Source organism: Amycolatopsis echigonensis (assembly GCF_002846615.1).
GTDB classification, from domain to species: Bacteria; Actinomycetota; Actinomycetes; order Mycobacteriales; family Pseudonocardiaceae; genus Amycolatopsis; species Amycolatopsis echigonensis.
The window spans coordinates 8,139,520-8,152,675 of sequence record NZ_PJMY01000003.1 but is presented as its reverse complement, the minus strand read 5'-3'; the positions used below and the strand labels follow the sequence as shown (position 1 = coordinate 8,152,675).

The 13,156-nt window shown below is 71.4% G+C and carries 12 protein-coding genes and 1 pseudogene; 8 read left to right on the top strand and 5 right to left on the bottom strand.

Translation table 11 applies throughout. The features are described 5' to 3' along the window. Positions 1-4 precede the first annotated feature (4 nt). The 3 genes and pseudogenes from ATK30_RS43515 (at position 5) to ATK30_RS43505 (ending at position 3,232) form a co-directional block, all read left to right on the top strand. Positions 5-2,059, top strand: a complete 2,055-nt coding sequence (locus ATK30_RS43515; protein WP_101440479.1) for a hypothetical protein — start codon at positions 5-7, stop codon at positions 2,057-2,059. Between the two features lie 7 nt (positions 2,060-2,066). Continuing rightward, positions 2,067-2,366 (top strand): annotated as a pseudogene (locus ATK30_RS43510) (type VII secretion target); the annotation flags it as partial. Positions 2,367-2,644: 278 nt separating this feature from the next. Beyond that, the gene (locus ATK30_RS43505; protein WP_101440478.1) at positions 2,645-3,232 is read left to right on the top strand and encodes a YbaB/EbfC family nucleoid-associated protein; all 588 of its coding nucleotides are present in this window, start codon (positions 2,645-2,647) and stop codon (positions 3,230-3,232) included. A gap of 318 nt (positions 3,233-3,550) precedes the next feature. Here the strand turns inward: ATK30_RS43505 and ATK30_RS43500 are convergent, their stop codons facing one another. Further along, on the bottom strand, positions 3,551-3,892 hold the full coding sequence (locus ATK30_RS43500) for an MmcQ/YjbR family DNA-binding protein (protein WP_101440477.1): 342 nt from the start codon (positions 3,890-3,892) through the stop codon (positions 3,551-3,553). Between the two features lie 89 nt (positions 3,893-3,981). Between ATK30_RS43500 and ligD the strand changes: the two genes are divergently transcribed. Then, complete coding sequence (gene ligD, locus ATK30_RS43495) at positions 3,982-4,971, top strand: non-homologous end-joining DNA ligase (RefSeq protein WP_101440476.1); 990 nt, start codon at positions 3,982-3,984, stop codon at positions 4,969-4,971. Positions 4,972-5,012: 41 nt separating this feature from the next. On the opposite strand, the gene ATK30_RS43490 is transcribed toward ligD, so the two are convergent. Further along, positions 5,013-5,588, bottom strand: coding sequence for a TetR/AcrR family transcriptional regulator (locus ATK30_RS43490; RefSeq protein ID WP_101440475.1), 576 nt, complete (start codon positions 5,586-5,588; stop codon positions 5,013-5,015). Between the two features lie 146 nt (positions 5,589-5,734). Between ATK30_RS43490 and ATK30_RS43485 the strand changes: the two genes are divergently transcribed. Beyond that, on the top strand, positions 5,735-6,637 hold the full coding sequence (locus ATK30_RS43485) for an alpha/beta hydrolase family protein (protein WP_101440474.1): 903 nt from the start codon (positions 5,735-5,737) through the stop codon (positions 6,635-6,637). A gap of 14 nt (positions 6,638-6,651) precedes the next feature. Next, positions 6,652-7,521 carry an LLM class flavin-dependent oxidoreductase gene (locus ATK30_RS43480; RefSeq protein ID WP_101440473.1) on the top strand — a complete coding sequence of 290 codons (870 nt, stop codon included), beginning with the start codon at positions 6,652-6,654 and terminating at the stop codon, positions 7,519-7,521. An 8-nt stretch (positions 7,522-7,529) separates the two neighbouring features. Here ATK30_RS43480 and ATK30_RS43475 read toward each other — a convergent pair whose 3' ends face one another. Further along, entirely contained in the window at positions 7,530-8,051 is a 522-nt protein-coding gene (locus ATK30_RS43475; RefSeq protein ID WP_244194904.1) for a DinB family protein, read from the bottom strand. A 178-nt stretch (positions 8,052-8,229) separates the two neighbouring features. On the opposite strand from ATK30_RS43475, the gene ATK30_RS43470 reads away from it, so the two are divergent. Then, positions 8,230-9,528, top strand: coding sequence for an MFS transporter (locus ATK30_RS43470; protein WP_167442103.1), 1,299 nt, complete (start codon positions 8,230-8,232; stop codon positions 9,526-9,528). Here ATK30_RS43470 and ATK30_RS43465 read toward each other — a convergent pair. Beyond that, positions 9,515-10,705: an SGNH/GDSL hydrolase family protein gene (locus ATK30_RS43465; RefSeq protein WP_101441383.1), complete on the bottom strand. Its 1,191-nt coding sequence runs from the start codon at positions 10,703-10,705 to the stop codon at positions 9,515-9,517. The genes ATK30_RS43470 and ATK30_RS43465 overlap by 14 nt on opposite strands. Before the next feature lie 138 nt (positions 10,706-10,843). Between ATK30_RS43465 and ATK30_RS43460 the strand changes: the two genes are divergently transcribed. Continuing rightward, positions 10,844-12,394: a S53 family peptidase gene (locus ATK30_RS43460; RefSeq protein WP_167442102.1), complete on the top strand. Its 1,551-nt coding sequence runs from the start codon at positions 10,844-10,846 to the stop codon at positions 12,392-12,394. A gap of 342 nt (positions 12,395-12,736) precedes the next feature. Here the strand turns inward: ATK30_RS43460 and ATK30_RS43455 are convergent, their stop codons facing one another. After that, the gene (locus tag ATK30_RS43455; protein ID WP_101440471.1) at positions 12,737-13,150 is read right to left on the bottom strand and encodes a VOC family protein; all 414 of its coding nucleotides are present in this window, start codon (positions 13,148-13,150) and stop codon (positions 12,737-12,739) included. Between the last annotated feature and the right edge of the window lie 6 nt (positions 13,151-13,156).

The following is a 13,156-nucleotide window of genomic DNA, read 5'->3' as shown; positions in this document are numbered from 1 at the left end:
ACCAGTGGCCGACAAGAAGCAACCGACCGCCGAGTCCGTCTCCGATCCGAGCTCGACGGACTACGACCCGCACAGCGGGCTCTACAACCCGACGCTGGACCCGTCGTCGAAGTACTTCATCGGGCCGGTGCGCCCGGACGACGTGGCCTCGGGCGACCAGCTGCGCGAGGACGCGACGAACAAGGTCGACCTCATGTTCAACGGCTGGCTGTTCCCGAAGGTCCAGGGGAAGCTGCGCGACGAGCTGATCCAGAAGATGTACGAGCGGAACCTGACCGAGTCGAAGCAGCAGCTGGGCAAGGACCTGGAGATGCGCGACCCGGGCGCGGCCCCGCACACCGACTGGAAGAACGCGACGCACGAGCAGATGGTCGACGTCATCACCTCGGACGCGGACCCGGCCGCGGTCGCCGAGTCGTCGGAGGAATGGGTGCGCATCGGCAACGAGCTGGCGGCGCACCAGAAGAACCTCGGCGACGCGATCAACGCGAGCACCTCGAACTGGAAGGGCGCCGGCGGCGACGCGGCGCGCGTGCACCTCGCCAACGTCGGCAAGTGGCTGGGCACCACCGCGCAGGGGGCGACGCTCACCGGGCGCCAGCAGGAGGTCCACTCGCAGGCGCTCAACGAGACGCAGAAGGCGATGAACGCCAACCCGCCGGTGAAGTTTTCGCCGCAGGAGGCGAACAAAGTCCTGATGACGATCAAGGACCCGGCCGTGTACGCCGTGGCTTACGCCGCGGACATGAAGACCTACAACGACCAGCAGGCCGCCCGGGAGCAGGCCGCGCAGATCATGACGCGGTACGACCAGACGATCGCCGGCGCGGTGGCCACGCCGCGGTTCGCCGAACCGCCGAAGCTGCCCGCCGAGACGGCCCGGCTCTCGCCGATGCTCCAGGGAAGCCCGGCGGGCGGCGGCGCGGGCGCGCCCGGCGGGCAGACGACCGGACCGGACGGCCGTCCGCTCGGCCCCGACGGCAAGCCGATCGGCCCGCCGGGGACGACGGTCGGACCGAACGGCCAGCTCATCGGCCCGGACGGCCGTCCGCTGGGACCCGACGGCAAGCCGATCGGCCCGCCGGGGACGACGGTGGGCCCGGACGGGCAGCCGATCGGTCCCGACGGACGGCCGCTCGGCCCGGACGGCAAGCCGCAGGCGCCGAGCGGCGGTCCTGGTGCCTACGGCGGCGGGCCGGACGGTGTCACCGGCGGTCCCGGCGGGCAGCAGCCCGGCGGCCGGTTCGACCCGGCGTCGCTGAAGATTCCCGAAGGCGGCTACGGCGGCGGTCCGGGCGGCGGAGGCCCCGGCGGTTCGCTCCCGCCCATCCCGGCCACGAACACCGACCCCGATTCGACGAGGGCGCAGGGCTTCACCCCGCCGAGCATCCCGCCGATCCCGGGCGGCGGGAATCCCGGCGGCACGAACTTCACCCCGCCGAACATCCCGCCGATCCCGGGCGGCGGCAACCCGGGCGGCACGAACTTCACGCCGCCGGCGTTCACCCCGCCGACGTTCAAGGACGGGGACCCGTACAAGCCGAACTCGTACAAGCCGCAGCCGTTCAAGCCCCCGTCCCTCGAAGGCCCCGGCGGGATCAAGCCGTACGAGCCGAAACCGTTCAACCCCGGCAAGATCGGCCCGGACGGCAAACCGCTGTTCCCGGGCGGCACCGGACCGAGCGGCGAGAAGCTCGGCGGCATCGGCAAGGTCGGCGGCGTCAACGGCGAGAGCATCAGCAGCAGGCTCGGCGGCGGCGCGGGCGGCGGCGGCGCCAAGGGCGGCGGGGGAGCGTTCAGCGGTGCGGGCGGCTCCGGCCCGGCCGAGGAAGGCGTCGCCGGGCGCGGCGGTCCCGGTTCGGGCGCGGCGGGCGGCAAGGGCGCCGCGGGCGCACCCGGCATGGGAGCCATGGGCGGCGGCAAGGGCGGCAAAGGCCCGGAGGACAAGGAACACAAGGTCGCGAGCTTCGTCGAGTCGGACGATCCGTCGTTCTTCGCGCCGGACGAGGTCGTCGCCCCGCCGGTGATCGGCGACTGGAAGAACAAGGACTGGAAGTGAGGCGGCGATGAGCGGAGGCGCACAGGGGTTCCGCGTGGAACCCGACGACCTCGTGGCGCACGCGAGCCACCTGGACGGCCTGGTGGACCGGCTGAACACCGCGGCGCAGGCGGCGAACTACGCGATGTCCGACGACGCGTACGGGGTGCTGTGCGCGTTCCTCCCGCCGATCATCAACCCGACCGGCGAGAAGGCCAAGGAAGCGATCAGCGGGGCGATCGAGGGCGTCCAGGCGACTGCCGACAACGTGCGGACCGCCGCGAAGTCCTACCAGGAGGGCGACGAGGGCCAGTCGAAGCCGTTCAGGAAGGTGGCGACCGAAGGGCCGCTCAGCGACGAGAACGGCGCGGAGCTCAAGGAGCGCTTCCGGGTCGGCGGGGCTGAGCCGGTGCAGCCGAAGGAACGGGTCGACGCCTCGTTGCGGGTGAACCGGGACGCTTCGCCGGACGAGACGTAGCGAGGCGGTGGCGCCCTCGCGGCGCGGCGGCGGGCGGGTACCGTCGAGGGAATGACGGTGCCGGTCGCGGCGAGGACACGACCCGCCCGCAGCGGCGCGGGCGACGGGATTCGAGGAGAACGAACAGCATGACCAGCGCGGGTGGGCTGGGCGACCTGATCAGGGACCCCGACGACGCAATCCGGCGAATGGACGAATGGGCGGCCGGGTTCGCCCGCAAGGCGGAGCGCTACGCGGCGGCCCAGCAGGAAACCGAGCGGCTGCGGCTGACCGCGACGAGCCCGGACGGGACCGTCAAGGTCACCGTCGGGGCCGACGGGGTCGTGTCGGACCTGGTGTTCAGTTCCCGCACGCGCACCATCCCGCCGGAGGAGCTCTCCAGGATGGTGCTCGAGACCATGCGCAAGGCGCAGTCGGGCATCACCGACCGGGTGGCCGAGGTCATGGGCCGCAGCCTCGGCGACGAGGACCCGGACACCCGCGCCGTCATGCTCGATTCGCTCCGCAACCGGTTCCCGGACCCCGACCCGGACCCGGCCGACCAGCAGGACGGCCCGGACGCCGAACCGGAGCCGCCCGCCGCGACGCCGCCCCCGGCGGGAGGCGCGGCCCGTCCGCCCGCTTCGCCGCCCGCTCCGGGCGGACCGGCTTCGCCGCCGCAGGGCCGCCGCCCGGGCGGCATCGACCCGGACGAGCAGGACAACAACCCCTGGTGACTCGGGCGGTGCGCCCCGGCTTCGCGGCCGGGGCGCACCGTCGTTTGTGGACAGTCCGATGTGGACTCAGGGTGCCGGGTCTGTTCGCAGCAGGCCAGACAGCGCAGGCAGATCAGCGCCAGCCGCGCCCCGCGGACCAAGCCGCGCCCCACTCGGCCGGGTAGGGCGCAGGCAGGGCCGCTTCGCCGGTCCCTCTGGGGAAAGCCCGCTGGTACCGCAGAACCACCCCACGACGAGCCCCGCCAGCACTTGCACCGACCGCCGCGAGACCGCCAGAACACGAAGAAGTCCGCCGGGCCGTTGCGCGGTGCCGGATTTTCAGAGCCGCGGCAGCGGAACCTCGGCCGCCAGGTCCTCCGGGGCCGACAGCCGCCACGCCTCGTAGACGAGTTCGGCCAGTTCGTCGGCCTCGATGCCGCCCAGCCGCACCACCACCCAGCCGAACCCGCCGGACGTGAACTGCTCCTCGAAAACGTCCGGCCGTTCCGCGACGAGCGCCTGCTGTTCCGCGATCGTCTGCTTGAGCCCGACCGTGTCCGTGCGCGGCCAGTGGTAGCCGAAGCGCTTGCCGCGCACGCTGAACGACGTGTAGTCGCGGCCGCTGCCGCGTTCGACGTCGCGCAGCTTGCGGATGATGCGATCGAAATCCGTGCTCGGCACCGGCCCTGGCCCCCTCCATCGTGGACCGGGCCATCTTACGGCGGCGGATCCGGCAAGTTCGGCTTACGGTGGTGCGCGGAGGTGCCCGAATGTCCGAACTGGCCGGTGGCATGCCGCCCGCGATCGAGCCGATGCTGGCGTCGCCCGACGGCGGCAAGCTGCGCGACTCCCCGGCGTACGCCTACGAGTTCAAATGGGACGGTTACCGGGCGACCATGCGCGTCGCACCCGACGGGAGCACGTTGCTGACCAGCCGCAACGACAACGACTTCACCACCAGGTTCCCGCAGCTGTCCGGCGCGCTCGGCGACGCGCTCGGGGGACGCCCGGCGGTACTGGACGGCGAGATCGTCGCCCTGGACGAGCACGGCCGCCCCGACTTCGGGCTCCTGCAGAACCGCACCTGGAAAGCGGTCGCGTACTTCGCTTTCGACCTCCTGAGCCTGGGCGGGGAAAGCCTGCTCGACGCGCCGTACGAGGAACGCCGCGAGATGCTCGCCGAGATCGAACCGCCGGACCGGAAACTGGTCGCGATCACGCCCTGGTACCGGCACGGCGACCTCGCCGAAGACGGGCTGACCCCGGCCGGTCTGCTGGACGTCGCGCGGAAAATGATGCTCGAAGGCTTGATGGTGAAGGCCCGCACGTCGCGGTATCACCCGGGACGGCGCAGTCCGGAATGGCTCAAGCATCCGCTCGTGCAGACGACCGAGGTGGTGCTCGGAGGCTGGCGCGCGGGCCAGGGCCGGCGCGAGGGCACGATCGGCGCGCTGCTGCTCGGCGCGCACGACCCGGAGTCGGGGGAGCTGCGGTACCTCGGCGACGTCGGCACCGGCTTCACTGACGCGATGCTCAAAGACCTTCAGGCGCAGCTCGTTCCCTTGGAGCGCAAGACAAGCCCGTTCGCCGAGCCGGTGCCGCGGGACCGGGCGCGCGGCGCGCATTGGCTGGACCCGAAGGTGGTCGGCGAGGTCGTGTACCGCCGCCTGACCCCGGGGGACGGGCGCCTGCGGCATACGGCGTGGCGGGGGTTGCGGCCGGAACGGCGTCCGGACGAGGTCGAGGTTCCGGAGCGGTGACGGGCTGACCGCCGCGCGCTCACGGAGACCCGTCCGAGAACTCAGCCGGTCTGCCGCAGCCCGGTGATCAGCAGCGCGGCCAGCCGGCGCGCGTCGTAACTGTCGTCGGCTTCCGCGCCGATGCACAGGTTTCCGACGCCGCGCATCAGGTGGATGGCCTCCAGGTCGGTGTGGATTTCCCCGGCCTTCTCGGCGGCGTCGAGCAGTTCGGTGCACACCGGGACGAGCCGGGTGAGGAAGTACCCGTGCAGCGCCTCGAACCCGCTGTGGTCGGACTGCATGATCCCGGCCAGCCCGTGTTTCGTGACGAGGAAGTCGACGAACAGGTCGATCCACTGCGCGAGCGCGGCGTGCGGGGACTCGTTCTCCGCGAGCAGTTTCGGTCCCGCGTCGGCGCACGCTTCGACCTGGTGCCGGTACACCGCGATGATCAGGTCCGCGCGGGTGGGGAAGTGCCGGTAGATCGTGCCGACGCCGACGCCGGCCTTGGCCGCGATGTCGCGCACCGGCGCGTCCACTCCGGACGCGACGAACACCGCCGCCGCCGCGTCGAGCAGCGTTTTCTCGTTGCGCCGGGCGTCCGCCCGTTTCGTGCGGGCCCCCGCGTTCTCACCCACGTGCCACTCCCTCCGCGTGCCGCCGGTAGACAAGCGGAACCATGTTCCGTATAGTTACCGGAGCAACGTTCCGTTTGCTCATGATGCCAGACCGGGCCGTCGGCCACCACACCCTCCTGCCCGGACGGCGAAAGAAGGTATTCCCCATGTCCGCAGTACAGCCCGCGGCTCCGGTCGTCTCGGTGAAACCGGTGCGGCTCGACGCGCCGGGCCGCGGCGAGGACCTGCCGGTGCGCGTGTCCGCCCCGGCCACCGGACAGGACCTCCCGGTGATCGTTTTCTCCCACGGTTTCAGCTCTTCCCTGGACGGTTACGCCCCGCTCGTCGACTACTGGGCCGCGCACGGATTCGTTGTCGTGCAACCGACTCACCTCGATTCGCGGACCCGCGCACTGCCCGCGGAAGACCCGCGCACGCCGAACATCTGGCGCTTGCGGGTCGAGGACCTCCGGCACGTCATCGACCAGCTCGACACCGCCGAAGCGGCTCTGCCCGGGCTGAGCGGGCGCGTCGACCACAGCCGGATCGCCGTCGCCGGGCACTCCTGGGGTGCGCAGTCGGCGAGCATGCTGCTGGGCGCGCGCGTCGTCGAGGCGGACGGCAGCCTCGGCGAGGATCTGACCGATTCGCGAGTGTCCGCCGGGGTTCTGTTCGCCCTCACCGGCATCGGCGGCGCGGACCTGTCGCCGTTCGCTGCCGAGCATTTCCCGTTCATGAGCCCGAATTTCGACGGCCTGAAGGCACCCGCGCTCTTCATCGCCGGGGACCAGGACGATTCGGCCCTGTCGGTGCGCGGCCCGGACTGGTTCACCGACGCGTACCGGCTCAGCCCGGGGGAGAAGAGCCTGCTGACGCTCTTCGGCGCGGAGCATTCGCTCGGCGGCATCACCGGCTACGGCGTCACGGAGACCACCGACGAAAGCCCCGAACGTGTGGCCCTTCAGCAGCGGCTGACCACGGCGTATCTCCGCAGCGCGCTCATCCCTGGCGACGACAGCTGGGCGGGGATCCCCGACAGCCCGCTCGGCCGCGTCGAATCCCACGAGTGAGAGGACTTCCCCCGATGACCGAGAGACCTCGGTTCGGCATCATGACCGCGCCGATGCAGACTACGTACGCCTCGCTGCGGGAGGTCTGGCGCGAGGCGGACACCGTCCCCGCCATCGAGCACGCTTGGCTGTTCGACCATCTCCTGCCCATCGCCGGAGAACTGGACGGGCCGATTTTCGAAGGCTGGACGCTGCTTGCGGCGATGGCCGCGCAGACCGAACGGCTCCGGCTGGGGCTTCTGGTGACCAGCAACCGGTTCCGCCCGCCGGCGATGCTGGCGAAGATCGCCGCGACCGTCGACGTCGTGTCCGGCGGACGGCTCGACTTCGGCATCGGCGTCGGCTCCCGGCCAAGCCACCCGATCGCCCGCCGGGAGTACGAGGCGCACGGCCTGCCGTATCTGGAGACCGCCGACGCGGTCGGCCGGTTCGCCGAAGCGTGCACGGTGATCCGGAAGCTGTGGACCGAGGACAAGCCGTTCGATTTCGCCGGCGAGCACATCCAGCTCACCGGTGCGTTCGGCAACCCGAAGCCGGTGCAGCGCCCGCATCCGCCGTTCGTGATCGGCGGCCGGGCCCGCGCGACGCTGCGCGTGGTCGCCGAGCACGCCGACGTCTGGAACATCCCCGGCGGGGACATCGCGGACGTCGTCGAGCGCAGCGCGATGCTGGACGAGTACTGCGCGGAAATCGGCCGCGACCCGGCGGAGATCACGCGCTCGATCCATCTGCCGGTGTCCTACGACCAGCCCGCTCTCACCCGGACGGCGATCGGGCAGGCGCTCGAAGGCGGGTTCAGCCACGTCGTGCTCGGCCTTCCTGCGCCGTATCCGGCCGGGGCCGCGCGGTGGGTCGCGGACGAGTTGATCGCCAAGGCGGGCTAGCCGTTTCCTCAGCGCGCGGCTCGCTGGAGGCGGAGCTGGCCGATCTCCGCGACGTTCTTCATCAGCTCCGCGTTCGCCCAGGCGATCAGGTGTCCGAGGGTGCGCCGGGGGTCGTCTTCGGACCGGAACGGAACGGCGGAAGCCAGGTCGGCGTCGGTGAGCCGGTCCAGTGCGGCGAGCCAGTCCGCGCGCAGGCCGCGGAGCCACGCGACGGCCGGCTCGCCGGGGCCCGGCCAGGCGATGTCGTTCCGTTCCCGCGGTTCCCGACCGCGAACCTGGTCGAGGGCGACGCTCCACCACCAGCCGAGGTGCCAGCTCAGCCAGGCGATAGTCGGCACCGGAACGGGATCGGGCTCGCGCTCGGCCCAGTCCGGCGTCCACGTTCCGTCTTCGGCCCGGTGCATCGTCCAGCACAGCGCGGCGGGCTCCCGGCGGAAATCGTCGGGCTCGAGCTGCTCCAGGTGGTAGTCGAACAGCGACCACGTCAGGTCGAACTGCCAGCGGAGCAGCGCAAGGGAGGAATCGGGCACCGGCCGACCCTCGCACACCCTCGGGCGCGGCGGGAACCGAGTTTCGCGGCGACAGGCGCCGCCGCCGGGCAGACCGCCGACCTGCGGCAGGGCGGGCAAAGCACCCGCCTTCCGGTGGTCGACCGGAGGGGAGTGGCCGTGCCAAGATGACGCGCCTGAACGAGAAGGGGGCTCGGCAGTGGTGCTTGAGCAGGAAGTGAACACGGCGGGGCGGATCCGGCGGGTGGCGCTCGCCAGCGCGGTCGGGACGACGATCGAGTGGTACGACTACTTCGCCTACAGCACGGCGACCGCCTTGGTCTTCAACAAGCTCTTCTTCCCTTCGCTCTCCCCGGCGTCCGGCACGCTCGCCGCGTTCGCGACGCTCGGCGTCGGGTTCGTCGCGCGGCCGCTGGGCGGGATCGTGTGGGGCCACTTCGGCGACCGCGTGGGGCGCAAGGCGATGCTGGTCGCCTCCCTGGTGCTGATGGGGCTCGCGACCGCGGGCGTCGGCGCGCTGCCGACTTTCCGCCAGGCCGGTGTGATCGCCCCGGTGCTGCTCGTCGTTCTCCGCGTGCTGCAAGGGATTTCGGCGGGCGGCGAGTGGGGCGGCGCGGCGCTGATGGCGGTCGAGCACGCGCCGGAAGGCAAACGCGGCCGGTACGGATCGTTCTCGCAGATCGGCGTCCCGGCCGGGCTCATTCTCGCCCAGCTGGTGTTCTTCCTGGTGAACAGTTCGCTGTCGCCGGACGAGTTCCGGTCGTGGGGCTGGCGGATCCCGTTCCTGGTCAGCCTGGTGCTGGTGGGGGTCGGGCTGGTGATCCGGTTGCGCGTGGAGGAAAGCCCGGTGTTCGCGAAGCTGCGCAGCACCGGCGCGCGCAGCCGGCTGCCGATCGTGGAGGTGCTGCGCGCGCGGCCGAAGCAGGTGCTCGCCGCGGCGGTCAGCTTCATCGCGAACACCGCGCTGGGCTACATCTTCTTCGCTTACCTGCTGTCGTACGGCACTTCGGTGCTGAAGCTGTCGAGCACGACGATGCTGGTCGTGGTGATCGTCGGCAGCGTCGTGTGGCTCGCGAGCATCGTCGCGGCGGCGATCTGGTCGGACTCGGTCGGGCGGAAACCGGTCTATCTCGCGGGATCCATGCTGCTGGTCGTGTGGTCGATCCCGTTCTTCCTGCTCGTGGACACCGCACAGCCGTGGCTGCTGATCGTCGCCGTGGTGGTGCTGAACATCGGCCTCGGCGCGACGTACGGCCCGCAGTCGGCGCTGTTCTCGGAGCTGTTCGAATCCCGGTTCCGCTACAGCGGATCGTCGTTCGCCTACGCCGTGGGCGCGGTGCTGGGCGGCGGGTTCGCCCCGCTGATCGCGGCCTCGCTGCAGAGTTCGACCGGGACCTCGTTGTCCGTCTCGCTGTACATGGTGGGGGTCGGCGTGCTCAGTCTCCTTGCCGTGCTGGCGTTCCCGCGCAAGCCGCTCGTGCCGGTCACAGCAGAGTGAGCGGCACCGCGTCGGCCATCCGCTGGTATCCGGCGTCGTTCGGGTGCAGGTGGTCGCCGGAGTCGTAGGCGGGGAGCATCGCGAGCGGGTCGGCGGGATCGCGCACGGCGGCGTCGAAGTCGACGACACCGTCGTAGATCCCGCTGGTCCGGATGAAGGAGTTCACCGCCTGGCGGGTTTTCTCCAGCGTCGGGTCGTAGACCTTCCAGCCCTTGAACGGCGTCAGCGTGCCGCCGATGACCCGGATGCCTTGTGCCTTGGCCTGCGCGACGATCTGGCGCAGCGCGGAGACGATCATCGCCGGGTCGGTCTGGTGCGGGTTCTGCTGGATGTCGTTGATGCCTTCCAGCACGATCAGCGTGCGGACATCGCCGCTGGTCAGCACGTCGTCGGCGAGCCGGGCGAGCGCGTTGCGGCCGGCGGTGCCTCCGTCGAGCAGCAGCCGGTTGCCGCTGATCCCGGCGTTGAGCACGCCGAGCTGCCCGTGCAGCCGGTCGCTCAGCCGGTCCGGCCAGCGCCGGTTGGCGCCGGGAGTGGAGTGTGCGCCGTCGGTGATCGAATCGCCGAGCGTCACGACGATGCCTCGTGCTGGCCCGCGTACGTCGACTTCGCTGACGTAGTGCCACACCGCGGTTTGCTCGGTGAACGACGCGCCGGATTCCTCGCCCGCGAAATCACCGGCGCGAGTGAAGTACGACGTCTGCTGGGCGAGCGGATGGTAGGTCACCGGTCCGGACGGCGTCGGCACGTAGGTGGTCACGAGGAGGTCGGCGTCCGCCGGAACGCGCAGCCACGCCGGGTCGCTCAGCACCTCGGCGCCCGGCGGAACGACCACAGTGGACTGTCCGCCGAACGTCAGCGTGCGCATCGTGCCGCTCGCCGCGCGCGGGCCGTCCGCGGCGACGGCCAGCGTCACGTGGCCGAGGGTGAGCGGCGCGGTGCCGAAGGTGTTGGAAAGCCTTGCCCTGGCTTGATTTCCGCCGGCGCTGGTGTGCACGACATTGCGGATCGAGTAGTTCGGATACCCCTGCGGCGTGTTCGCCACCGCGGCCGCGGGCGACGCCGCCCACGTGCCGACCCAGCCGTGCGCGGCCAGATCGCCCTCGGCGCTGCCCGACGCGGTGACCGCGCCCAGCGCGAGCACGGCGGCCGTGCCCAGAGTCAGGATCCGTTTCATGGAGACACTGTGCGCGCCTCCGCGCGGCGCGGCAGCCGCGATCCCGGTCATCGGGTCGACAGAAAACTGGACAGGTTCTGCCTCCGGACGGGGGATACGACGGTGGTGTTCCGGTCTCCAGGGGACGACCATGGAGTGATGACAGACTCACAGTGGGTACCCCTATCCGGAAGTCTGCGTCCCGCGCTCGCCGAGGCCGAGGTGCTCGGCCCGCTCGACGCGGACGCCACCGTCACCGCGACCGTCGTGCTGCGGCGGCGTGCCGAGCTGGACGTGGCCGCGCTGAGCGAGCCGCTCGCCCCCGAGGAATTCGCCGACCGCTACGGGGCGTCCGCCGACGATCTCGACCTGGTGCGCACTGTCCTCACCGACGCCGGGCTCACCGTCACCGACGCGCACGCGGGCTCGCGCCGCGTTTCGGTCCGGGGCCCGGCGCGGGCGATGACGGCCGCGTTCAAGACCGAACTGAACCGCGTCCGCTACGGCGAGACCGGCGAATTCGCCGCGCGCAGCGGGGAACTCCAGGTGCCCGCTGAGCTCGGGGACGTCGTGGTCGCCGTCCTCGGCCTCGACGAACGACCGCAGGCGCGGGCGATGTTCCGGCGGCACAAGAAAGCCGCCGCGAAGGGGTACACACCGGATCAGGTCGGGCAGTTGTACGGGTTCCCGGCCGGCACCGACGGCACCGGGCAGACCGTCGCGGTGATCGAACTCGGCGGCGGCTACAAGCCGGAGGACCTCACGAAGTACTTCTCCGGCTTGAAGATCACCGAACCGAAGGTGACCGCGGCCGGGGTCGACGGCGGCAAGAACGCGCCGACCGGCGACCCGAATTCCGCGGACGGGGAAGTGGCGCTGGACATCGAGGTGATCGGCGCGCTCGCGCCCGGGGCCGCGCAAATCGTGTACTTCGCGCCGAACACCGACCAGGGTTTCCTGGACGCGGTGAGCACCGCGGTGCACGCGTCGCCGACCCCGGTCGCGGTCAGCATCAGCTGGGGCCAGTCCGAGGACCAGTGGACGCCGCAGGCCCGCAGCGCGATGGACCAGGCGTTCGCCGACGCCGCCGCGCTCGGCGTGACGGTGTGCTGCGCGTCCGGCGACAACGGCAGCGCCGACGGGCAAACCGACGGGGCGCAGCACGTCGATTTCCCCGCGTCGAGCCCGCACGCGCTCGCCTGCGGCGGCACCAAGCTCGACGGCACCCCACCGTCCACAGTGAACTCCGAAACAGTCTGGAACACCGCCGGCGGCGGGGCGACCGGCGGCGGGGTGAGCGACGCGTTCCCGGTGCCGGACTACCAGAAGTCCGCGGGCGTGCCGACGCGGGCGGGGGACGGAAAGCCCGGCCGAGGCGTGCCCGACGTGGCGGGGAACGCGGATCCGGCGACGGGGTACCAGGTTCTGGTCGACGGACAGCAGATCGTCGTCGGCGGCACGAGCGCGGTTTCGCCGCTGTGGTCGGCGTTGCTGGCCAGGCTGGCGCAGTCGGCCGGGCGCGGATTCGGGCTGGTGCACAGCAAGCTGTACGCCGGGGTCGGCGCGGGCAAGGCACAGCCGGGATTCCGCGACGTCACCGAAGGCAGCAACGGCGCGTACTCGGCCGCGGCGGGATGGGACGCGTGCACCGGGCTGGGAACACCCGACGGCGCGGCGCTGCAGAAGCTTCTCGGCGGCAAAGCGTCCTGAATGGACAGTCAGGAGGCGGCGTCGAATTCAAAACCCGTCCAGCGTGAGTCCGAATCCTCCCCCCCGCCTGTCAACTGGTCGTTGACGGACGGGGGGCGATCGTGCTGGCCGGTCCCGATGGAGGCGGGCGGCCCGGGCCGCCCGCCTCCATCGGGATATCACGGGTGGCGTGGACGGACCGCCACCACCGCCGCAGCGAACACCGCGACGCGATGCGAACGTGGTCCTCTCCGCCGCGGGCGGCATCGCGTTCGACGCCGGGCCGCTCGACCTTTCGTCGCACGGCTGCCTCCACCCGGCCGGGAGCAGGCCGAGGCGGAGGTGGACAGCCGCCGGAACGGCTCAGCCGGGCTGGCCGATGTTGACCATCCAGGAGATGCCGAACCGGTCGGTGCAGGCGCCGAATTCGTCGCCCCACATCTGCTTTTCCAGCGGAACCGCCACGGTTCCGCCGTCAGACAGCTTTTCCCAGCAGCGGCGGAGCAGGTCGCCGTCGTCGCCGCTGAGACTGATCGAGATGTTCGTGCCCGGGTTGTGCTCCATGCCGGGCGGCACGTCGGAGGCCATGAGCGTGAACCCGTGGTCGCCCTCCAGCATCGCGTGCATGATCTGGTCCGCGTTGCCCCCTTCCGCGGGTGCGCCGGACTCCCCGTAGGTGTTCAGCGCGAGGTTCCCGCCGAACAGGTCGTGGTAGTACTCCATCGCTTCCCGCGCGTTGCCCGCGAAGCTGATGTACGGGTTGAGTTTCGAGGCCATCGGGCC